The organism is Methylobacterium sp. CM6244 (genome assembly GCF_054817885.1).
The window spans coordinates 3,119,627-3,141,467 of sequence record NZ_CM139247.1; the positions used below are offsets into that span (position 1 = coordinate 3,119,627).

Annotated in this window: 19 protein-coding genes; 9 read left to right on the forward strand and 10 right to left on the reverse strand. The window is 68.0% G+C overall.

Features of this window, described 5'->3' with window-relative positions; all coding sequences use genetic code 11:
- The first annotated feature begins 203 nt into the window (after positions 1-203).
- The 4 genes from ACYQML_RS14555 to ACYQML_RS14570 all read left to right on the forward strand — a co-directional run bounded on the left by ACYQML_RS14555 (position 204) and on the right by ACYQML_RS14570 (position 5,121).
- Positions 204-1,397 (forward strand): acetylornithine transaminase, encoded by a 1,194-nt coding sequence (locus ACYQML_RS14555; protein ID WP_207413459.1) that lies wholly within the window; start codon positions 204-206, stop codon positions 1,395-1,397.
- Between the two features lie 58 nt (positions 1,398-1,455).
- Complete coding sequence (argF, locus tag ACYQML_RS14560) at positions 1,456-2,400, forward strand: ornithine carbamoyltransferase (RefSeq protein ID WP_056427610.1); 945 nt, start codon at positions 1,456-1,458, stop codon at positions 2,398-2,400.
- A 329-nt stretch (positions 2,401-2,729) separates the two neighbouring features.
- Positions 2,730-3,734 (forward strand): Hsp33 family molecular chaperone, encoded by a 1,005-nt coding sequence (locus ACYQML_RS14565; protein WP_207413463.1) that lies wholly within the window; start codon positions 2,730-2,732, stop codon positions 3,732-3,734.
- A gap of 277 nt (positions 3,735-4,011) precedes the next feature.
- Entirely contained in the window at positions 4,012-5,121 is a 1,110-nt protein-coding gene (locus tag ACYQML_RS14570; protein ID WP_461233186.1) for a hypothetical protein, read from the forward strand.
- Between the two features lie 99 nt (positions 5,122-5,220).
- On the opposite strand, the gene ACYQML_RS14575 is transcribed toward ACYQML_RS14570, so the two are convergent.
- Together ACYQML_RS14575 and ACYQML_RS14580 are read right to left on the reverse strand one after the other, a co-directional pair.
- Entirely contained in the window at positions 5,221-6,366 is a 1,146-nt protein-coding gene (locus tag ACYQML_RS14575) for a 2'-deoxycytidine 5'-triphosphate deaminase (protein WP_461233187.1), read from the reverse strand.
- A gap of 103 nt (positions 6,367-6,469) precedes the next feature.
- On the reverse strand, positions 6,470-6,883 hold the full coding sequence (locus ACYQML_RS14580) for a hypothetical protein (RefSeq protein WP_461233188.1): 414 nt from the start codon (positions 6,881-6,883) through the stop codon (positions 6,470-6,472).
- Positions 6,884-7,014: 131 nt separating this feature from the next.
- Between ACYQML_RS14580 and apaG the strand changes: the two genes are divergently transcribed.
- The 3 genes from apaG (at position 7,015) to speG (ending at position 9,272) form a co-directional block, all read left to right on the forward strand.
- Positions 7,015-7,407, forward strand: coding sequence for a Co2+/Mg2+ efflux protein ApaG (gene apaG, locus ACYQML_RS14585; protein WP_018044100.1), 393 nt, complete (start codon positions 7,015-7,017; stop codon positions 7,405-7,407).
- Between the two features lie 108 nt (positions 7,408-7,515).
- A complete protein-coding gene (argE, locus tag ACYQML_RS14590) occupies positions 7,516-8,691 on the forward strand; it encodes an acetylornithine deacetylase (RefSeq protein ID WP_461233189.1) in 1,176 nt (391 codons plus the stop codon).
- A complete protein-coding gene (speG, locus tag ACYQML_RS14595; protein WP_207413469.1) occupies positions 8,688-9,272 on the forward strand; it encodes a spermidine N1-acetyltransferase in 585 nt (194 codons plus the stop codon). Before argE ends, speG begins: the two co-directional genes overlap by 4 nt.
- A gap of 60 nt (positions 9,273-9,332) precedes the next feature.
- Here the strand turns inward: speG and ACYQML_RS14600 are convergent, their stop codons facing one another.
- The 8 genes from ACYQML_RS14600 to ACYQML_RS14635 all read right to left on the reverse strand — a co-directional run bounded on the left by ACYQML_RS14600 (position 9,333) and on the right by ACYQML_RS14635 (position 19,799).
- On the reverse strand, positions 9,333-9,656 hold the full coding sequence (locus ACYQML_RS14600) for a type II toxin-antitoxin system PemK/MazF family toxin (protein ID WP_461233190.1): 324 nt from the start codon (positions 9,654-9,656) through the stop codon (positions 9,333-9,335).
- On the reverse strand, positions 9,653-9,877 hold the full coding sequence (locus tag ACYQML_RS14605; protein ID WP_056427629.1) for an antitoxin MazE family protein: 225 nt from the start codon (positions 9,875-9,877) through the stop codon (positions 9,653-9,655). Before ACYQML_RS14605 ends, ACYQML_RS14600 begins: the two co-directional genes overlap by 4 nt.
- Positions 9,878-9,971: 94 nt before the next feature.
- On the reverse strand, positions 9,972-10,703 hold the full coding sequence (pgl, locus tag ACYQML_RS14610; protein ID WP_461233191.1) for a 6-phosphogluconolactonase: 732 nt from the start codon (positions 10,701-10,703) through the stop codon (positions 9,972-9,974).
- A gap of 69 nt (positions 10,704-10,772) precedes the next feature.
- Positions 10,773-11,747 (reverse strand): phosphogluconate dehydrogenase (NAD(+)-dependent, decarboxylating), encoded by a 975-nt coding sequence (gnd, locus tag ACYQML_RS14615; RefSeq protein WP_461233192.1) that lies wholly within the window; start codon positions 11,745-11,747, stop codon positions 10,773-10,775.
- A 142-nt stretch (positions 11,748-11,889) separates the two neighbouring features.
- Positions 11,890-14,742, reverse strand: coding sequence for a bifunctional transaldolase/phosoglucose isomerase (locus tag ACYQML_RS14620; protein ID WP_461233193.1), 2,853 nt, complete (start codon positions 14,740-14,742; stop codon positions 11,890-11,892).
- Positions 14,743-14,971: 229 nt separating this feature from the next.
- Positions 14,972-17,047 carry a transketolase gene (gene tkt, locus ACYQML_RS14625; protein WP_461233194.1) on the reverse strand — a complete coding sequence of 692 codons (2,076 nt, stop codon included), beginning with the start codon at positions 17,045-17,047 and terminating at the stop codon, positions 14,972-14,974.
- A gap of 36 nt (positions 17,048-17,083) precedes the next feature.
- Positions 17,084-19,042, reverse strand: coding sequence for a glycoside hydrolase family 15 protein (locus ACYQML_RS14630; protein WP_461233195.1), 1,959 nt, complete (start codon positions 19,040-19,042; stop codon positions 17,084-17,086).
- Positions 19,043-19,202: 160 nt separating this feature from the next.
- The gene (locus tag ACYQML_RS14635; protein WP_461233196.1) at positions 19,203-19,799 is read right to left on the reverse strand and encodes a hypothetical protein; all 597 of its coding nucleotides are present in this window, start codon (positions 19,797-19,799) and stop codon (positions 19,203-19,205) included.
- A gap of 298 nt (positions 19,800-20,097) precedes the next feature.
- On the opposite strand from ACYQML_RS14635, the gene ACYQML_RS14640 reads away from it, so the two are divergent.
- Both ACYQML_RS14640 and ACYQML_RS14645 read left to right on the forward strand, forming a co-directional pair.
- Positions 20,098-20,685 (forward strand): ANTAR domain-containing response regulator, encoded by a 588-nt coding sequence (locus ACYQML_RS14640; protein ID WP_018044090.1) that lies wholly within the window; start codon positions 20,098-20,100, stop codon positions 20,683-20,685.
- On the forward strand, positions 20,682-21,698 hold the full coding sequence (locus tag ACYQML_RS14645; RefSeq protein ID WP_461233197.1) for a CmpA/NrtA family ABC transporter substrate-binding protein: 1,017 nt from the start codon (positions 20,682-20,684) through the stop codon (positions 21,696-21,698). The genes ACYQML_RS14640 and ACYQML_RS14645 overlap by 4 nt, the downstream gene beginning before the upstream one ends.
- Positions 21,699-21,841 lie beyond the last annotated feature (143 nt).

Below are 21,841 nucleotides of genomic sequence, written 5' to 3' on the forward strand. Positions count from 1 at the left end.
ACCTGATCGAACGCGCCGTTACCGGCGCCCGTCGCTACAGCCTAACCACAAGGCGTGTCGGTCCTGTGAACACCCCACATCATTGACATAACGGGGCAATTCTCTAGTAATCGCAGCCGTGCCGCCCGGATTCGAGGCGGCACTTTCATTTGGTGCGGTGGCGCTCCTCGCGTGCCCGCTTTGACGAACGGGAAGTCGGGATCGTGACATCCGCTCTTCTGCCGACCTATGCCCGGGCTCCGATCGCTTTCGAGCGTGGAGAGGGTGCTTGGCTCGTAGCGCATGACGGCAAGCGATATCTCGATTTCGGCGCCGGCATCGCGGTCAACGCCCTCGGCCATGCCCATCCGCATCTCGTGGAGGCGCTGACCACCCAGGCGCAGAAGCTGTGGCACACCTCGAACCTGTTCGAGATTCCCGGGGGCGAACGCCTCGGCCGGCGGCTGGTGGACGCGACCTTCGCCGACGTGGCCTTCTTCGCCAATTCCGGTGCCGAGGCCAACGAGGCCGCCATCAAGATGGCGCGCAAGTACCATGCGGCCGGCGGCCATCCCGAGCGGTTCCGCATCGTCACCTTCGAGGGCGCGTTCCACGGACGGACGCTGGCGACCATCGCGGCCGGCGGCCAGCAGAAATACATCGACGGGTTCGGCCCGAAGGTGGACGGGTTCGACCAGGTGCCCTTCGGCGACCGCGAGGCCCTGCTCGCCGCCATCGGCCCCGAGACCGCAGCCCTGATGATCGAGCCGATCCAGGGGGAGGGCGGCATCCGCACGGTGCCACCGGAGATGCTGCGCGACCTTCGGGCGCTCTGCGACGAGCACGGCCTGCTCCTGATCATGGACGAGGTTCAGACCGGCGTCGGCCGCACCGGCCGGCTGTTCGCCCATGAATGGTCGGGGGTGACCCCCGACATCATGAGCGCGGCCAAGGGCATCGGCGGCGGCTTCCCGCTCGGCGTCTGCCTCGCCACGTCGGAGGCCGCGCGCGGCATGACGGCGGGCAGCCACGGCACCACCTTCGGCGGCAACCCCCTCGCCATGGCCGTGGGCAACGCCGTGCTCGACGTGGTCCTGGCGGAGGGCTTCCTCGACCATGTCCAGCGCATGGGCCTGCTGCTGAAGCAGCAGCTCGCCTCGGTCATGGACCGCCATCCCGGGGTTATCACCGAGATTCGCGGAACCGCGCTGATCCTCGGCCTCAAGCTCGACGTGCCCAACACCGCCTTCACGGCGGCCGCGCGCGACGAACACCTGCTGGTGATCCCCGCCGGCGACAATGTGGTCCGGCTCTTGCCGCCGCTCATCATCTCCGAGGCGGATGTGGCCGAGGCGGTGAAGCGAATCGACGCCACGGCGGGTCGTCTCCAAGTCCAGATGCGCGGCGCCGCCGAGTAACCGACAGGCCGTCCATCCCGCACGAGATGTCCCGACGCACGATACGAAGAACGGACCTATGAATTCCCACACCAACGGGGCCGCAACCGGGCCCCGCCACTTCCTCGACCTCAAGGATTTCTCCGGCGAGGCCCTGCGCTCCGTGCTGGATTCCGCGGCTGCGATGAAGGCACGCCGCCGCAAGGGAGAGGTCGCGGCCGATCGTCCGCTGACGGGCAAGATGCTGGCGATGGTGTTCGACCGGCCCTCGACCCGCACCCGGGTCTCGTTCGACGTCGCCATGCGTGAACTCGGCGGCGAGACGCTGATGCTGACGGGCAGCGAGATGCAGCTCGGCCGGGGCGAGACCGTGGGCGATACCGCCCGTGTGCTGTCGCGCTACATCGACGCGATCATGATCCGCATCCTCGACCACGACCTGATGCTGGAACTGGCCGAATATGCCGAGGTCCCGGTGATCAACGCCCTCACCAAGGTCTCGCATCCCTGCCAGATCATGGCCGACGTGCTCACCTTCGAGGAGCATCGCGGGCCGATCCAGGGGCGCACCATCGCCTGGTCGGGCGACGCCAACAACGTGCTGGCCTCCTGGGTCCACGCGGCGGCGCGGTTCGACTTCACCCTCAACATCGCCGCTCCCCTCGAACTCTCGACGCCTCCCGCCCTGCTCGCCTGGGCGAAGCAGGAGGGCGCGCGCATCAACGTCACCACCGACGCCTTCGAGGCGGTGGACGGCGCCGATGCCGTCGTCACCGATTGCTGGGTCTCGATGGGCGACGACGACGAGCATTACCGCCACAACCTGCTCTCGCCCTATCAGGTGAATGCCAAGCTGATGGCGGCAGCCAAGGACGACGCGATCTTCATGCATTGCCTCCCCGCCCATCGCGGCGAGGAAGTGACGGCCGAGATCATGGACGGTCCCCGCTCGGTGGTGTTCGACGAAGCCGAGAACCGCCTGCATGCGCAGAAGGGCATCCTGGCGTGGTGCCTGGGGGCGTGAGGCCCGGTTCGGACGCGGTGCCCTGAGCCGCGGACGACGATCCCGGTCGAGCATTCCAGGTTGTGAGGGGGCGGATCTGGCATCCGCCCAGGGCGGAAAGCCGTGTGAAACGGTGGGCTCATCCCTATATCCGACATCATTACCCGCGCGACCTCACCCTGGGGTGCCGCTAAGCGGCCTCGAAGGAGGCTTTCCGTGTTCGTTGCGCGAACCGGAAGCCTCCTTCGAGGCCTTCGCTTTGCTACGGCGCCTCGGCATGAGTGCGGGATCGAGAATCGAGCCATTCCGTTCGGTCCGCGAACCGGATGGACAAGAGACATGGAGAGGCCATGACCTCCGGACACGAGATTTCCCCGACCGTCATCGAGGGCGCGGACGACGTCGCCCTGCCGTTCTCGGTGGAGGCACTGGACGTGCGCGGCCGCGTCGTGCGGCTCGGGCCCAGCGTCGACACCATCCTGCGCCGCCATGGCTATCCCGACCCTGTGGCGCGGCTCCTGGGTGAGGCAGCGGCGCTCACCGTACTTCTGGGCTCGTCCCTGAAATTCGAGGGCCGGTTCCAGTTCCAGACCAAGAGCGACGGCCCGGTCGAAATGATCGTGGTCGATTTCGAGGCGCCCGACCGTCTGCGCGCCACGGCGCGGTTCGACGCGGAGCGGGTGAAGGCGCTGGGGACCACCCCGCTCAAGAGCGCGGACCTGATCGGGCAGGGGCATCTCGCGATGACCATCGACCAGGGCAACGATTTCAGCCGTTACCAGGGCGTCGTCGCGCTCGAAGGGCAGAGTCTCGAAGAGGCGGCGCACCAGTATTTCCGGCAATCCGAGCAGATCCCGACCCAGGTTCGCCTCGCCGTGGCCGAGCAATTCGCCAACGGCACCAACAGCTACCGCGCCGGCGGACTGCTGGTTCAGTTCCTGCCCCAATCCATCGACCGCGCGCGGTTGGCCGACCTCCCCCCGGGCGACATTCCCGAGGGCCATGCCCATCTCGGCGAGGGCGAGGTCCGGGAGGACGATGCCTGGGTGGAGGCGCGCAGCCTCGTCAACACGGTGGAGGACCACGAGCTGGTCGATCCGGAGGTTTCCTCCGAGCGGCTGCTTTACCGGCTCTTCCACGAGCGCGGCGTCCGGGTGTTCGAGGCGCAGGGCATCCACGAGCGCTGCCGGTGCTCACCGGAGCGCGTCCTCGGCATGATCCGCTCCTTCGCCCCGCAGGAACGCCGCGACATGGTCGCGGAAGATGGCCGCATCGGCATCACCTGCGAGTTCTGCTCGCGGCGCTACGACATCGACCCGGCCGAGGTCGAGGCCGGGATCGACGATCCCGCCTGAAGCACCCGCCGACGGGGGTGGCTCCCCATCTCATCCATGGACGGCAAGCCGGGACTGTGCGCAGCCCGGCAGCCGGGGACGAACCTTCGCCACAGCAAAGCTTGGGCGCATTCCGGGGATCATCAATATTCGCCGGCCGATCTCAATCATGCGCTCGTGAAATCATCGGTTGCAGAGGGGGTAAACCACGTAAGGCGCTCGATCACTCGCTAAACCGAGTGAACGGTTTTGCCACGTTCGACGTTTCGATGGCTCGAAAGCTATGGGAGAAACGTCCATGACGAAATTCGGACTGGGTCTTGCAGCATTACTCTTCTCGACATCTGTCTTCGCGCAAGGCGCGGCAGTCGGGGGATCGACCGGTACAGGCGCGGGATCGGCAGGCGCCGGCGCGCGCGAAAGCGTCGAGAGCGGGCAGGGCGGTCGCGGCGGGGCCGCGAATGCCGAACGGGGCGGGGCGCAGCGCGCAACGGAAAGCCGCGACGCGAGCTCGGCGCGACAGGAATCCTCCAGCCGCGATTCGGCCGGGCGCGAATCACGGAACCAGGACATGACCCGCCAGGGCGGGCGAGATGGCGGAGACCGTCAGGGCATGCGCGACGAGGGCCGGTCGATGCGGACCGGGTCCGAGGGACGCATGAGCCGCGATCGTGCCGACATGCGTGAGGGCCGCAGCATCGAGCGGAACACGACCCGCGTCAGCGGCCGCTTCGACGGGGGCCAGCGTTCCGGGCGATACGTGACGATTCGCGGGCAGAGGGTCGTCTACGGATCGCCGCAATACCGCCGGCTCGTGGTCGTCGAGCGCCGGGGCGGCGATCGTTATGTCCAGAACGGCCGCCGGCGCTTCGTGACGATCCGGGGTCAGCGCGTCGTCTACGGCTCGCCGGAATATCGGCGCCTCGTCACGATTCACCAGACGGGTTCGCGTCGATCCGGCGGGCGCTACGTGGTCATCCGCGGCCAGCGCGTCGTCTACGGCTCACCCGAGTACCGGCGTCTCACCGTCACCACCGCGCGGAGCGGTCGTGACAGCGTTTCGGTGAGCGGCCGCACCACCGAGCGCTACCGCGGCGGCGAAGAGCGGGTGTCCGGCCGCGCGACGGTGCGTAGCGAAGGCGGCATGCGTCGCGACGGCAATCGTGGCGGCGAGGCCGATCGTACGGTCGGCATGCAGCGGAACGAGACCGAGCGCGGCGGCATGCGCAATGCCGGCCGCGAAGGTGGCCAGGCGGGCGGCCAGGAGGGCGGCATCCGCAACGCGGCCGAGCGCGGCGACAACGGTGCCATGAAGCCGGCCGGCATGAACGGCCGGAGCGGTGGCGCGGAGCGCGGCAGAGGCGAGGGCGGCAGAAGCGAGGGGGGCATGCCGGGCGGACGCAACTGATCCGCACGCGCCCCCGACGATAGGACGACGGCGAGGGGGAGGGGTCACATCGTGACGCCTCCCCTTTCCTCGTGACCGGCTTTCGGGCCGGTGGCCGTCTCAGACGAAGTGCTTCGACAGTTTCAGTCCCTGGGCCTGATAGTTCGACCCGGCATCCGTGCCGTAGAGAGTGGCGGGCCGCTCGGCCATGCGCTCGTAGACGAGGCGGCCGACGATCTGGCCGTCTTCCAGCAGGAAGGGCACATCGCGCGAGCGCACTTCGAGCACGGCCCGCGCCCCGGCGCCGCCCGCGGCGGCAAAGCCGAAGCCGGGGTCGAAGAAGCCGGCGTAATGGACCCGGAATTCACCCACCAGCGGATCGAACGGCACCATTTCGGCGGCGAAATCCGGCGGCACCTGCACGGCCTCCTTCGAGGCAAGGATGTAGAATTGGCCGGGATCGAGGATCAGCGCGCCCGAGCCGTCGGCGGGAAGAGGCTCCCAGAATTCCGCGATAGCGTGCCGGCCCGGCGCATCCACATCGACGAGGCCGGTATGGCGCTTGGCGCGATAGCCGATCAGCCCTTCGAATCCGGCGAGGTCCACCGAGACGGCGATGCCACCCTGGAAGGACGGGTTGGCCGAAGCGACCAGAGGGGTCGCCGTATGCAGCGCAGCGAGTTCGGCATCGGTCAGGCGCGGCTCACCGCGACGGAAGCGGATCTGCGACAGGCGTGAGCCGGTGCGCAGGCGGACCGGGAAGGTGCGGGGCGAGATTTCGGCATAGAGCCGGCCCCGGTAGCCCGCCTCGACCTGATCGAAAGCCTGGCCCCGGTCTGTGATGACGCGGGTGAATACGTCGATGCGGCCGGTGGAGCTCTTCGGATTGGCGCTGGCCGCCACATCGGCCGGAAGCGCCAGCGTCTCCTGCAATTCGGCGATGTAGACGCACCCGGTCTCCAGCACCGCACCCCGCGTCAGGTCGATCTCGTGAAGAGCGAAGGCCTCGATACAGGCGGAGACCGGCCGGCTACCGGGCAGGAAACTCGTGCGGACCCGGAAAGCGCGAGACCCCAGGCGCAGGTCGAGGCTGGCCGGCTGGACCTGATCCGCCGCGAAAGGGGTTTCGGGGAGAATGGCACCGGCCGCATGCAAAGCCTGGATGCCCTGCGCGGCCAGGATGCCGCCGGAACGCGGGCTTATAGAAGGCGGGCTTGCAGAAGGAGAGGGGCCCGGTCGTGCCGTGTCCTGCTTCGTATCCGGCATGGTCTCGCGTCGCCCGTTCCGCACGCGGCCTCCATCCCCGGCCGGGGATCGGGAGAGCCGCCTAAAATCCGGCGCATCATCCTACGAATCGCTGAAGGCGCCGTTAACCCTCCTCGCGATCCATCCGTAACACTATCCAGGCGACCACGAGACGGGCGATGCCCCCCATGGCGATCAGGCCCGCCAGCGCGCTGGCCAACGGCGGAAAGCCTGCGGGCCACAGTAGGAGCGCGACGGCGAAGAGCACGGCCCCGAGGCCTGCCGCCGGGCCGAAGGCGAGAACCACGGACGGCAAGCCGGCGATTCGGGGCGCGGGGCCGCGTCGGGCCAGGAGTGCGCCCGCCAGCAGGGCGAGACCGTCGAGCAGGAGCGCGCCGCCCAGGGCCAGGGCCGGCCAGCCGTTCCGCTCCGGCATGGTGAAGGCGAAGGCACCGGCGAGACCCGCGATCGCGAGGCTAGCGAGAACCGCACGGCCTGGAGACGGCGCCGGCCGGTGCGAGAGGGTCTCCTCGACCACGGGACACGACCTTCCGATTGGAGCGGGCTATCCCGCATTCAGCACGATTGACGCAATTTCGCCCGGGACGTACCACGGCGAAAAGGCTATGTCGCTTCGGGTGGGCGACGGTACGGGAGGCTTTGAAGGCGATGTACAAGGCCCAGACGCGCGGCATCAGCGTGACCGTCCAGCCCCGCTTCGTCGAGGAGGAATCCTCCCCCGACGAAAGCCGGTATTTCTTCGCCTACACCGTCGAGATCGTGAATAACGGCTCCGAGCAGGTCCAGCTGCGTTCGCGCCACTGGCGCATCGTCGATGGGCGCGGCGAGACCCAGGAGGTGCGCGGCGCCGGCGTCGTCGGCAAGCAGCCCGTTCTCGGCCCCGGCGAGTCGTTCAGCTATACCAGCGGTTGCCCGCTCACCACGCCCGACGGCCTGATGGCCGGCAGCTACACCATGTCCACCACCGCTGGTGAGAGCTTCGAGGCCGAGATCCCCGCCTTCTCCCTCGATTCGCCGCACGTCCGCCGCAGCGTCCACTAAGCAGGTTCACGTTGGCAGGCCAACGCTTCACCCTGCTTCGGTTTTTGCCCTGACGCAGGTTTTTGCCACAAAACCGGGGGCCAACTTTTGCGAAACCTGCTTAGGCCGATGTCGGGTGGCGGAGAACGGTTGAGCACGCTCGACCTGCTGGCGCGCCTCGTCGCCTTCGACACGGAGAGTTCGCGCTCCAATCTCGCGCTCATCGACAGCGTCTGCGCCTATCTCGACGGCTGGGGCGTGAGCCATGTGCGCATCCCCAATGAAGCGGGTGACAAGGCGGCGATCTTCGCCACGATCGGCCCGAAGATGGATGGCGGCATCGTCCTGTCCGGCCATACCGACGTGGTGCCGGTGACGGGACAGGCCTGGACCACCGATCCTTTCACCCTGCGGGTCGCAGATGGGCGGGCCTACGGGCGCGGCTCCGTGGACATGAAGGGCTTCTGCGCCCTGGCGCTCTCCGCCGTACCGGACATGCTCGCCGCCGACCTCAAGCGGCCGATCCACATCCTACTTTCCTACGACGAGGAGACCACGTGTCTCGGCGTCGCCGACACCATCGCCCGGTTCGGCAAGGATCTCCCCCGGCCGGGGGCGGTGATCGTGGGCGAGCCCACCGATCTCGACGTAGCCGACGCCCATAAGAGCATCGTCACCTATTTCACCACCGTCCACGGCCACGAGGCGCATTCCGCCAAGCCCATGCTCGGCGCCAATGCGGTGATGGCGGCGGCCGAGCTCGTCTCCGAATTGAACCGCATCGCCGACGCGATGATCGAGCGCGGCGACGTATCGGGACGCTTCGACCCGCCCTCCACCACCGTGCATGTGGGCACGATCTCCGGCGGCACGGCGCGCAACATCCTGCCCAAGGTCTGCACCTTCCACTGGGAGTTCCGCGGCCTGCCCGATCTCGACATGGCCGAGATCCCGGCCCTGTTCGCGGCCAAGGTCGAGACGGTGCTGAAGGACCGGCTCAACCGCTACGGCGATTACGGGCGGATCGAGACCATCGAGGAGGTGGCGGTGCCGGGCCTCGCCCCCGAGCCGGGCTCGGAGGCCGAGCGGTTGGCCTTGCGGGTGGCGGGTCGCAACCACACCATCTCCGTCTCCTACGCCACCGAGGCGGGACGCTTCCAGAAGGCGGGCATACCCACCGTCGTCTGCGGCCCCGGCTCCATCGACCAGGCCCACCAGCCGGACGAGTACATCACCCTTGCCGCCCTCGAGGCCGGCGAGGCGTTCATGCGCCGTCTCATCTCGGAATGCGTCGTAACTCCATGAGCAAGTTCGCTCCCCGTACCATCGCGGCCGACGGCCCGGTGAAGCTCCGCCCGCTGGAGCGCGAAGACCTGATGTTCGTGCATCAGCTCAACAACAACGACAGCATCATGCGCTACTGGTTCGAGGAGGCCTACGAGTCCTTCGCCGAACTGGCGCAGCTCTACGAACGCAACATCCATAACCAGACCGAGCGGCGCTTCATCATCGCCAATTCGGAGGGCGCGCCGGCAGGCCTCGTGGAGCTCGTGGAGATCAACCACCTGCACCGGCGCTGCGAATTCCAGATCGCGATCCACCCGGCCTTCCAGGGCCAGGGCTACGCCCCGCGCGCCACCCGCATCGCCATGGATTACGCCTTCAGCGTCCTCAACATCCACAAGCTCTACCTGCACGTGGACAAGGACAATGCCCGCGCCGTCCGCATCTACGAGCGTTGCGGCTTCGTGCCCGAAGGCATCCTGAAGGACGAGTTCTTCGTCAACGGCAAGTATCGCGACGCGGTACGGATGTGCCTGTTCCAGCCCGCCTACCTCGCCCGACGCGGCAGCGGCGATATTTCGGAGCCGGTGCTGAAGTCGTAGCCGTCGATCCCGGAAGGTCTCTTATCGGCCTCGTGCGATCGCCTCGGCTGCGATCCGCGCTCAGGCAATGGCGAAAAACACGGCCAGCGCCCGCGTCACCGCCAGCATCGTCTCGGCATCGAGATAGCCGATCCGTGTGCCGATCTTCTCACGCTTCACCGACATGGCCTTGTCCACCATGACCTGTGAGCGCTTCTTCAAGCCATTGGCCTCAGTCGGCTCGACGGTCGTGCGGATCAGGGGAGCCTCGGCCAGCGTGCCGGATATCAGCAGGACCGTGACCGTGCCGGTCTCAGCGAACGCGTCCGATTGGATGATGAGGGCTGGACGAGGTTTGCCGAAATCGCCGGGCATGGCGATGGTGACGAGATCGCCCCGCTTCATGCCTCGCGCTCAGGGAGCATATCGACGAGCGCGGCCTCCATGAAGGCATCCAGTTCCCGATCGGCCGCATCTGTCGCCGCGACGACCCGAGCCTGTCGCGCGCATTCTTCGGCAAAGCCCGCCCTTCGGGTGTCGGGCACCCAGATTTGAATGGGCCGGAGGCCAGCCGCCCGGAGCGCATCACGACGCTTGCTGACACGCTGACCGACAGTTGCCGACATGACGAGTCCTTTCCCGAGTCGTTACATGTAACGTAGGCTCCGCATGCGACCATGCCAAGGGGCCAGGACAGTGACGGACCGCCGGTCGTCGGTCTCAGCCAAAATCAGCGGCAGCGCGGTCGAGCAGCCAGGTCAGAGAGCCGACGCTCGAGATGTGGCGCGCGGGCAGATCCTCTCCCTTGGCGATGCGCGCGAGGGGATCGCGCTTGCCGGCCCCCGTCACCAGGACGAGAAGCTGACGCGAGGAGGCTAACGCCGGGAAGGTGAGGGTGATGCGCGGCACGAACGGCGCGAGACCGGCCTCCGGGACCGGCGCCACCCAGGCCTGACGCTCAGCGAGCGCGGGCTTGCCCGGGAAGAGCGACGCGGTGTGCCCGTCCTCGCCGATCCCAAGGAGAACGAGATCGAAGAGCGGGCGCGCCGGGTCGAGTTCGTTGGCGCCGTAGAAGCCCTTCAGGGTCTCGGCATAGGCGGAGGCCGCCGAGTCCAGCGTCCCGTCGGTGGGAATACCGTGGAGATGGCCCTCGGGGATCGGGGCGTCCCCGAACGCCGCGCGGGCCATGTGCATGTTGCTGGCCTCATCGGTCCAGGGCACGAACCGGTCGTCGCCGAAGAACCAGTGCAACCGGTCCCAGGGGAGGGCACCGACATAGTCGGGTCCGCCCAGCAGGGTGTAGAGCCGCTTCGGCGTGGACCCGCCGGAGAGGCAGATGGCGATGCGCTCCTGCTTGCTCTCGGTGCAGAGGGTCACGAGGCGGTCCGCCGCCGCGCGGGCGACGCTCTCGCCATCGGGAAAGATTTCCGCGTTGTTCGGTAGCGGGATCATGCGGCGACGCGTCCTCCTGGTCTGGTCCTTTATCGCCCGTCCGGCAGGCTATATCGCCTGCACGACAGGCTATTTCGGTTCGACGTGGCCACCGAAGCCCTTGCGCATGGCCGACAGCAGCTTGTCCGCGTAGGAGGCGTCCTCGCGGGAGCGGAAGCGGGCATAGAGGGCGGCGGAGAGCACATTGGCCGGCACCGATTCCTCGATGGCCGCGTTCAGGGTCCAGCGCCCCTCGCCGGAATCGGCGACGAAGCCGGAGAAGTCGTCCAGGGCCTCGTTGCCCGCCAGCGCCCCCGCCGTGAGGTCGAGGAGCCAGGACGAGACCACGCTGCCGCGCCGCCACACTTCGGCGATGTCGCCGATATTGAGGTCGAAGCGCTGGTCCTCGGCCAGATCCTTCGAATTGGCGTGTTTCAGGATGTCGAATCCCTCGGCATAGGCCTGCATCAGCCCGTACTCGATGCCGTTATGGACCATCTTGACGAAATGCCCGGCGCCGCTCGGCCCGGCATGGATGTAGCCTTCCTCGGCGCGGGCGTCGCGGCCCTCGCGACCCGGCGTCTTCGGGATGGTGCCGACGCCCGGTGCCAGGGTCTTGAAGATCGGGTCGAGCCTGTCGAGGGCGTCGTTGCTCCCCCCGATCATCATGCAATAGCCGCGCTCCAGGCCCCAGACGCCGCCCGACGTGCCGACATCGACGTAGTGGATGCCCTTCGGCTTCAGGGTGGCCGCCCGCCGGATGTCGTCCTTGTAGAAGGAATTGCCGCCGTCGATGATGACGTCGTCCGGCTGCATCAGGTCGCCGAGCTGCGCCACCGTGGCCTCGGTGATCGCGCCCGCCGGTAGCATCACCCAGGCCGCGCGCGGCACGTCGAGTTTGGAGACGAACTCCTCCAGGCTCGCTGCCCCGGTGGCGCCCTCGGCGACCAGGGCCGCCACGGCCTCCGGGTTCTGATCGAAGACCACGGCCGTGTGCCCGTCCCGCAGGAGACGGCGAACGATGTTGCCGCCCATCCGGCCGAGGCCGATCATGCCGAGTTGCATTGGGGATCTCCGTTGCTTTCCCCTCCCCCTTGTGGGGAGGGGTCAGGGGTGGGGGTCGTGCCGCTTGCCTCGGGAGAAAGAGGGTCACCCAAACACCCCCACCTCCGGCTCCTCCCCACAAGGGGGAGGAGAGGGCCTCAGATCACGCCAAAGCCGCCTTGATCGCCGCCGCGATGCGCTTCAACCCGGCGTCCACATCGCCGCCCTTGATGTGGACGCGCAGGGCCCGGCGGCCGCGCTCGGCCAGGACCGCGAAATCGCCCCGCGCCTGGGCCGCCACCACGGTGCCGAAGCCCAGCGCCCGGCCGGGGATCGCGAGATCCTCCGACGGGTCGGCGGTGATCTGCAGGAACACGCCGGTATCCGGCCCGCCCTTGTAGGCCTGTCCCGTGGAATGGAGGAAGCGCGGCCCGAATTCGAGGCAGGTCGCGACCTTGCGCTTGTCGCGCAGAGCGATGCGCGCCTCCTGCAGGATGGCGTGGTGCGCCTCGTTACGGGCGACGTAAGCCAGCAGCGCGGCGTAGTCGCCGTCCTTGATCCGCGCGAGATGGGCCTTCAGTGCCGCCTCGAACCCCTCTCCAGTCTGCGGCAGCGCTCCGGCATTGGCCGGGTCCGCGTAGAGGGCGATGGTCTCGTCTTCGAAGAGCGGCGTCTCGGAGGGCAGCGAACCGCTTTTCTCGGCGGCGTCGAACAGCTTCTTCGTCTCGATCTTGCTCGCTTCCACGTCCGGCTGGTCGAACGGGTTGATGCCGAGCAATGCGCCCGCGACGGCGGTCGCCATCTCGAAGCGGAAGAATTCCTGCGGCAGCTGCTCCTCGTTCACCATGGTGATGTGGGCGACGGGGTGGCCCTCGCGCTCCAGGCTGCGCACGGCCTCGTCCTGCTGGGCATCCGCCCGGTTGTCGAGACGCAGATAGACGAAGAAGCGGTCGCGGCCATAAACCGCCGGCACGCCGACCGGCTCGCCGTCGACGGGGATGAGGCCCTTGCCGTCCTTGCCGGTGGATTCGGCGATGAGCTGCTCGGCCCAGGCCCCGAACGTGTCGATGCCCGGCGAGGCGATGAACGTCACCTTGTCGCGGCCATCGTGTAGGGCAGCCGCCGCCATGGCGGTGCCCAGAAGGACACCGGGGTTCTGGGCCGGCGGCACGGCCGGGCCGCAGGAGCGGACCATGGTCCGCGCCGTGTCGAGGAAGTCCTTCACGTCGATGCCGGACGCCGCAGCAGGCACCAGTCCGAAGGCGGAGAGCACCGAATAGCGCCCGCCGATCTGCTTCACCCCATAGAAGATCCGGCGGAAATTGTCGGCCTTGGCCGCCGCCTCCATGGCCGAGCCGGGATCGGTGACGGCCACGAAATGCGCCCCGGCCCGCTCACCGACCAGAGCCTTCATCCGGCCGAGGAAGTAATCGCGGAACACGTTGGGCTCGAGGGTGGAGCCGGATTTCGAGGCGACGATGAACAGCGTCGTCTCGAGGTTGACCGCGCTTTCCACGGCGCGGACCTGATCGGGATCGGTGGAATCGAGGATGCGCAGCGTCGGGAAACCGTCACGGCTGCCATAGGTCTCGGCCAGCACTTCCGGGCCGAGGCTCGACCCGCCCATGCCGAGGACGACGACGTCGGAGAAGCCGGTCTGGCGGACATCCTCGGCGAAGGCCTGGTATTCGGAGACTCGGGCGAGTTCGTCCTCGACGATGCGAAGCCAGCCGAGCCACTGGTCCTCGTCGGCATTCGACCAGACCGTCTTGTCATGCGCCCAGAGCCGGCGGATCGAGCCCGAGGCGCGCCAGGATTCCACCGCCTTCTTCGCCTCGGCGCCGATGGCATCGCCGAGGATCAGGGTCTGGCCGTCGAGCTTGGCGCCGAGGAAATCGGCGCGCTTGCCCGCCACCGCGCCCAGGAGCTTGTCGGCGGCGTCGATGAAGAGCTGGACGCCTTCCTCCACGAGCTGCTTGGCCACCGCCCCGATATCGATGCCGGCCTTGGCCAGACGGGCCATCACGGCCTCGGCGTCACCGACATTCTCCTCGATGGCGGGCTTGACCGTGCCGTGGTCGCGGAACGCATCCATCGTGGCCGGCGGCATGGTGTTGACGGTGTCAGGCCCGATCAGCTCCTCGACATAGAGCACGTCCGAATAGGCCTTGTTCTTGACGCCGGTGGAGGCCCAGAGCAGGCGCTGGGCCTTGGCACCCTTCGCCGCCAGAGCCTGCCATTTCGGCTCGGCGAAGATGCGCTTGTAGCGCTGGTAGGCGAGCTTGGCGTTGGCGATGGCCACCTTGCCCTTGAGGGCTTCCAGCTCCGCCTTCTCGTCGGGATCGTTGGCTTCCGCGATCTTGGCGTCGAGGGCCTTGTCCACGGTGACGTCGATACGGCTGATGAAGAAGCTCGCCACGCTGGCGACCTTCGAGACGTCGCCGCCCTTGGCGCCGAACTCTTCCAGGCCGGCGATGAAGGCGCGCGCCACCTCTTCGTAGGAATCCTGGCCGAACAGCAGCGTGACGTTGATGCTGATCCCGTCGGCGGTGAGGGCCCGGATCGCCGGGATGCCGGCCGGGGTGGCGGGCACCTTCACCATCAGGTTGTCGCGGGCCACGGTCTTGTGCAGACGGCGGGCCTCGTCGAGGGTCTCCTCGGTGTCGAGGGCGAGATAAGGCGAGACTTCGAGGCTGACATAGCCGTCGGCGCCGTCGCTCTCCTCGTAGACCGGGCGCAGCACATCGGCCGCCGCCTGGATGTCGGCGATGGCACAGCCCTCGTAGAGATCGATGACGCGGGCATCGCCCGCATCCATGACCTCCTTCAGCGCGCCGTCATATTCCGTGGAATCGCCGATCGCCTTCTCGAAGATCGAGGGGTTCGAGGTCACGCCCCGCAGGCCGTCCTCGTCCACCAGCTTCTTGAGGCGTCCATCGGCGATGAAACCGCGGGCCACGAAATCCAGCCACACGGCCTGGCCCTGTTCAGGGAGGAGAGCCTTGAGCGGGTTCATGCAAAAACTCCTCGTCGTCGGTCGTCGTGAGTAGCGCGCGAAAGGCGGCGTCGTTCAACACTCGTTGTCAGGATGCGCGCCTCTCCTCCCCCTTGTGGGGAGGAGCCGGAGGTGGGGGTGGCTCCGCTGGCCTCCGCGGCCCGCGGGTCACCCAATCATCCCCACCCCTGACCTCTCCCCACAAGGGGGAGGGGGACGTGCGTTCCGTCCTTCAGGGAACCCGCGAGACCTACTTCTTGTGCCGCGCGATCTGGTCGCGGGCGGCCTGCAGCACCTTCTCCGGCGTGAAGCCGAACTTGGTCTGCAGATCCTTGATCGGGGCCGAGGACCCGAACGTATGCATGCCGACGATCGCGCCGGCGGAGCCCGCATAGCGGTCCCAGCCGATCACCGAGCCCTGCTCGACGGCGACGCGGGCCAGCACCTCCAGCGTCAGCACCGCGTTGCGGTAGGCTTCGTCCTGACGCTCGAACAGGTCCCAGGACGGCATCGAGACCACGCGGGCCTTGATGCCCTCCGCCGTCAGCGCCTCGTAGGCCGAGACGCAGAGCTGCACCTCGCTGCCCGTGCCGATGAGGATGACCTCCGGCGTACCGTCGCAATCGGCCAGCACGTAGCCGCCCTTCGCGACACCGGCGGCGCTGCCGTACTTGGTCCGGTCGAAGGTCGGCAGCGGCTGGCGGCTCAAGGCCAGCACCGCCGGCTGATCCTTCAACCCCATGATGACCCGGTAGGCTTCCGCCACCTCGTTGGCATCCGCCGGACGCAGGGTGACGAGGCCGGGGATGGCGCGGAGCGTCAGGAGCTGCTCCACCGGCTGGTGGGTGGGGCCGTCCTCGCCGACGCCGATCGAATCGTGCGTGAAGACGTGGAAGACCGGTAGCTCCATCAGCGAAGCGAGGCGGATCGGCGGGCGCATGTAATCGGCGAAGACCAGGAAGGTCGCGCCGTAGGCCCGGAGGCCGACGAGGCCGAGGCCGTTGACGATCGACCCCATGGCGTGTTCGCGCACGCCGAAATGGATGTTGCGTCCACCCGGCTCGAAGGGCGAGAGCGTACCGGCCCCCTCGAATTCGAGCTTGGTCTTGTTGGAGGGGGCCAGATCCGCCGAGCCGCCGAGCAGGTGGGGCACGTTCTTGGCGATGGCGTTGAGCACCTTGCCGGAGGATTCGCGGGTGGCCATGCCCTTGGCGTCGGCCGGGAAGACCGGGATGTCCTTGTCCCAGCCTTCTGGCAGGCGGCCCGTGAGGAGGGCGTCGATCTCTTCGGCCAGGGCCGGATCGGAGGCCTTGGCCTCGGCCATGAAGCCCTCCCAAGTGGCGAACAGCTCGGCGCCGCGCTGGCCGATGCCGCTACGGAAGTTCTCGATGACGCCGTCCGGCACCAGGAACTGGGAATCCTCGGGCCAGCCATAGGCCCGCTTGGCGCCCTTCACCTCCTCCTCGCCGAGGGCGTCGGAATGGGCTTTCGAGGTGTTCTGCTTCTTGGGCGCGCCGAAGCCGATGATCGAGTTGACGACGATGAGCGTCGGCCGGTCGCTGGATTGGAGGAAGGTCTCCAGGGCGGCGGAAATGGCATGGACGTCGTTGGCGTCGGCCACCCGCAGGACCTGCCAGCCATAGCTGAGGAAGCGCGTCGCCACCTCTTCGGAGAAGGCGAGTTCGGTGTGCCCCTCGATGGTGATCGTGTTGTTGTCGTAGATCCAGCACAGGTTCGACAGGCGCAGATGCCCAGCGATGGAGGCGGCCTCGGCGGCCACGCCCTCCATCAGGTCGCCATCCGAGCAGATCGCGTAGACATTGAAGTCGAACAGCGGCAGGTCGGGGCGGTTCAGGGTCTCGCCAAGGAAGCGGCCGCCCATCGCCATGCCGACGGAATTCGCCACACCCTGGCCGAGCGGCCCGGTCGTGGTCTCGACGCCGGTAGTGAAATGGTATTCCGGGTGCCCCGGCGTCTTGCTGTCGAGCTGGCGGAAGTTCTTGATGTCCTCGATGGTGATGGCCGGCTCGTTGCCGCCATCGGTCTGGGCGACACCGGCGAGGTGCAGCAACCCATAGAGCAGCATCGAGGCGTGGCCCGCCGAGAGCACGAACCGGTCGCGGTTGGGCCAGTGCGGATGCGCCGGGTCGTAGCGCAGGTAGCGGTTCCACAGGGTGTAGGCGACGGGCGCCAGGGCCATCGGCGCGCCGGCATGGCCGGAATTCGCCTTCTGCACCGCGTCGATCGCCAGGGTACGCAGGGTGTCGATGGAGAGCTTGTCGATCTCGCTCAGTTCACCCTTCGGCTTGGTCTCGGCTCCGCTCATGGTCTCGTCTTCCTACTCTTTACGGGGCTGCGGCGATCAGCTGTGCTGGGCTGCGGCGCCTTCTAGATTTGCGCCACCCTGGCTGGGAGAGCTCGCCTGGCTGGGAGAGCTCGCCTGGCTGGGAGAGCTCGCCTGGCTGGGAGAGTTCGGCTGGCTGGGAGAACTCGCCCGGTTCGGCGATGTGGCCCGGGCGAGGGCAGATTTCTCGCTGCGCTCCCGCGCCGGCCCGCTGGCACGGCTATAGTTCAAAATCGTGTTCACCAACGTGACGTGACTGAACGCCTGGGGGAAATTGCCGACAAGGCGCTTGGCTCCCACGTCGTATTCCTCGGCCACGAGCCCGACATCGTTGCAAACGCCGATGAGGCGTTCGATCAACTCCCGCGCCTCGTGGCAGCGGTCGAGACCGATCAGATTGTCGGCGTACCAGAAGCTGCAGGGCAGGAAAGCCCCCTCGCCGCCGGGCAGACCATCGGTATTGTCATCCTCGGTGTCGTAGCGCAGCACGAACCCGTCGCGCATCAGGTGTTTGCCGATGGCCTCCACCGTGCCGACGACGCGGGGGTCGTCCTGGGGCAGGAAGCCCATATGGGCGATGAGGAGCAGGCTCGCATCGAGGGTCTTGGCCCCGTAATACTGGACGAAGCTGTTCAGCTCCTTGTCGAACCCCTTCTCGCAGACCTCCTCGTGGATATGGTCGCGGATCGCGCGCCAACGATCCACGGGGGCGGGCGGCCCGTCGCCCATCTCGAAGGAGCGGATGGCCCGGTCGAAGGCGACCCAGGCCATGACCTTCGAATGGACGAAGTGCCGGCGCCCGCCGCGCACCTCCCAGATGCCTTCGTCGGGCTCGCTCCAAACCTTCTCCAGATGCTCCAGCAGGGCGAGGCCCACGCGCCAGCCATCGGCATCGCCGAGCAGGCCACGCTGGCGGGCCTGGTAGAGCGCGTCGAAGATCTCGCCGTAGACGTCGAGCTGGAACTGGTTGACCGCGGCATTGCCGATCCGCACCGGCTTCGACCCCTCGTAGCCGGGAAGCCAGTCGAGCTCGATTTCGGGCAGGAGACGCTCCCCGGCGATGCCGTAGAGGATGTGGGCCTGTTCCGGATTGCCGGCGACGGCGCGGATCAGCCAGTCGCGCCAGGCCCTTGCCTCGTCGAGAAAGCCGCCATCCATCAGCGCGATGAGGGTGAAGGTCGAATCCCGCAGCCAGCAGAACCGGTAATCCCAGTTGCGTACGCCGCCGAGCTCCTCGGGCAGGGAGGTGGTGGGCGCGGCCACGATCCCGCCCGTCGGCGTGTAGATCAGAGCCTTGAGCGTGAGCAGCGAGCGCTTGAGGATCGCGTCCCAGGGCGTGCCGGACGCGCAGCGGCTCGACCAGTCGCGCCAGTAGCGGTCGGTCTGGAACAGCACCTTGCGCGGCTCGATCGGCGGCGGATCGTCCTCGTGCGAAAGGCCGTAGCTGAGGCAGAACGACTGGCTCTCGCCCTTCGCCACGGTGAAGTCCGAGACCGTGGTCTGGCCGACGCCGTCGAGGGGCGCGCGGGTGCGGAGGACCACCTTATGGGGGCCGGAAATCGCCCGCAGGTCGCCGAGCTCGTTATGGGAGACCCACGGCACCGCGAGCCCATAATCGAAGCGCACCGCCAGGACCATGCGCATGTCGACCGAGCCGGAGAGGCCTTCGACGATGCGCACCATGTGCGACCCGTCATTGGCCGGCATGTAGTCGATCACCCTGGCCTCGCCCGCGGAGGTCACATAGCGCGTCTCGAGGACGAGGCTGCCTTCGCGGTAGCGGCGCGTGACCGTGGCCTCGCCATCCACCGGGGACAGTTTCCAGAACCCGTGTTCCTCGGTGCCGAGGAGGGAGGCGAAACAGGCGGCGGAATCGAAACGGGGCCAGCAGAGCCAGTCGATGCTGCCGTCGCGCCCGATGAGCGCAGCGGTGCGGCCATCGCCGACCAGCGCGTAATCCTCGATCCGTCCCGCCATGCCCATCCTTGCCGCCGGGCCCCCGCGGCAATGCGGTCGTCGCGCCCGTCTCGTCGACGAAGGCTCACCTAGTCCCCGACAGGGGGAGAATCCAGCGGCAAAGCTCTGAAAGACTGGCCGGACCGGCCCGAAACCGCGCGTGCCCCGCAGCGCGGTGCGATCAGGGCTGCAACGGCAGGCGGTCGACGAGCCCGGTCACAACACTGCCGAGGGCCATGGCCTCGGCGCCCACCGCCGCGCTCTGGGTGCCGACGAAGCTGCCGGCACGGGTGATCGCGGAGATGGCCGGCGCGAAGGGCAGGGCGAGATGGGGAATGAGTTCCTCGTCCGCCTTGGCCTCCACTCGGAACGGCTCGGGCGAGATGGCGGCCTTCGCGGCGACGACCGACGGGACCCGATTGGCGTCCGGTCTCGTCGCTTCGGTCTTCGCCATTTCGGACCGCGCGGAATCGGACCGGCGCTGAGACGGCTTTACGGCGGCGGTGCGGGACGTCGCGCGACGCGGCGCGATGCTGGCGGTCGTGGTCACGAGGTCGCGCAGCGGAAACTGATCACGGAAGGCGAAAGCGGCCGGGACGAAGGCCGTACCGAGATCGGCGGTCTCGATCGGCCTCGCCTGCGCCGTCCGGCTCTCCATCTCGACGATCCGCGTGCTGGCGGGCGTCTCGGGAATGGGCGCGGAGGGCGTCTGGCAGAGGAAGGAGGCGGCGGAGACGATCACCGCGACGACGATCGTCGGCAGCAGGGGAAGCGCCATACCGGTCCTCGCCTCGGAGGCGAGGGCGTTCTCGACAGGCTGCGATATGCGGCACTCCACCATCCGAACACCTCACCCCGACCTTCGACATCGCCATAAGCGCCCGCGTTTGCGGCGGAAGCTGGGCCATTTCCTTTCCCGAACGTATCGAAAGGTACCTGAGCCGACGATTTGGCCACGGACTTTTTCGGCGATGCCGATTTTCGGGTAGATCCGTGCGGTCGCGCGCTGTGTTAGGTACGCCTCTTGCCCGTTCCCGCCGGCACGAACCGGCCGTCCCGCCCCCCATTGGGCTCCGATGACAGAACCTTCCTTCACCGTCGCCGTGATCGATCCGAGCCGGGCCCGCGCCGCGATCCTCGAAGAGGGCCTGCGCGCCGCCGGAATCGCGGATGTGGTCATCATCCCCGATACCGCCGACCTGCCGGCGCAGGTGGCCGCCCTCAATCCTGACGTGGTGGTGATCCACCTGGAGAGCCCCAGCCGGGACATCCTCGAACAGATGTCGGGCCTGTCCCGCCATGTGGAGCGGCCGGTGGCGATGTTCGTCGACCGCTCGGACGCCCCGATGATGCAGGCGGCGGTGGATGCCGGCATCTCGGCCTATGTGGTGGACGGGCTGCACCCCCAGCGCATCCGGTCGATCCTCGACATCGCCATCCTGCGGTTCCAGGCCTTCGCCCGGCTGCAGCGGGAATTGGTGGAGGCGCGGGGCGAACTCGCCGACCGGAAGATCGTGGAGCGCGCCAAGGGCATCCTTATGGCCGCCCGCTCCCTGAGCGAGGAGGAGGCCTACAAGCTGATGCGGCGCAAGGCCATGAACGAGAAGAGCAAGATCGCCGACATCGCCCGCGCCATCGTCACCACGGCGGACCTGTTCGGATGAGGCTCGCGCTCGGATACGTCCCCCTCGTGGATGCCGCGAGCCTGATCGCGGCGGCGGAGCTCGGATTCGCACGGGCCGAGGGGCTCACCCTCGACCTCGTGCGCGAGCCCTCCTGGGCGACCCTGCGCGACAAGCTGGCGGTGGGCCATCTCGATGGCGCGCATATGCTGGCGCCCCTCGCCATCGCCAGCGCGCTCGGGCTGAGCGGGCCGCAGACCCGGCTTTGCGTGCCGATGGCGCTCAACCTCAACGGCAACGCGATCACGGTGTCCCGCCCCCTGTGGGAGGCCATGGAGGCGGCGGACGACGAGGTGGACACAGTGGCCGCCGCTTTCGCGCGCATCGCCATGCGGCGGGAGCGGGAGGGACGGCCCCTGACGCTGGGCACGGTACATCCGTTCTCCAGCCACACCTACCAGCTCCGGATCTTCGCCGAGCGCGGCGGCCTCGACCTCGACACGCAGACGCGCCTCGTCGTGATCCCGCCGCCGCAGATCGCCGAGGCGCTGCGGCGCGAACTGATTGACGGGTTCTGCGTCGGCAGCCCCTGGAACAGCGTCGCCGTGGCGGAGGGGTATGGCCGCATCGCGGTCCTCGGCAGTGAACTCCTGCCCGATTGCCCGGAAAAGGTTCTGGCCATGCCGGAATCCGAGGCGTCGCGCTGCGCCCCCCTGGTGCGGGCCCTCGACCGCGCCGGGCGCTGGTGCGCCGATCCCGGCAACAGCGCCGAACTCGCCTCCCTCCTTTCGCGCGATGGCTACCTGAATGTACCGGCGCCGATTCTCGAACGGGCGCTCACGGGGGACGTGGTGGTCGATACCGACGGGCACCGGCGGCGGGACCCGCATTTCAGCCTGTTCGGCGAGCGGGCGCACCGGCCCGACCCCGCCCATGCGGATTGGTTCATCGGTGAGGCGGAGCGCGCCGGACAGCTTGTCGCCTCCGGCGAGCTTCGCTCCGCCGCCCGCGCGATCTACCGCCCGGACCTGTTCGATGCCGCTCTGAGCGGCTGATCGGGGCCGGACGCCGCTTTTGGCGGCACGACAAGCCTCACGATTGTGCAATGCACGCCCCGCGATCCCAGCCGGGCCGTATGCCCCCTCGCGCCCTCCGAACCGCTTTCGGCCTTAGAGCCGTTACAAGCTGAGCGGCGTTT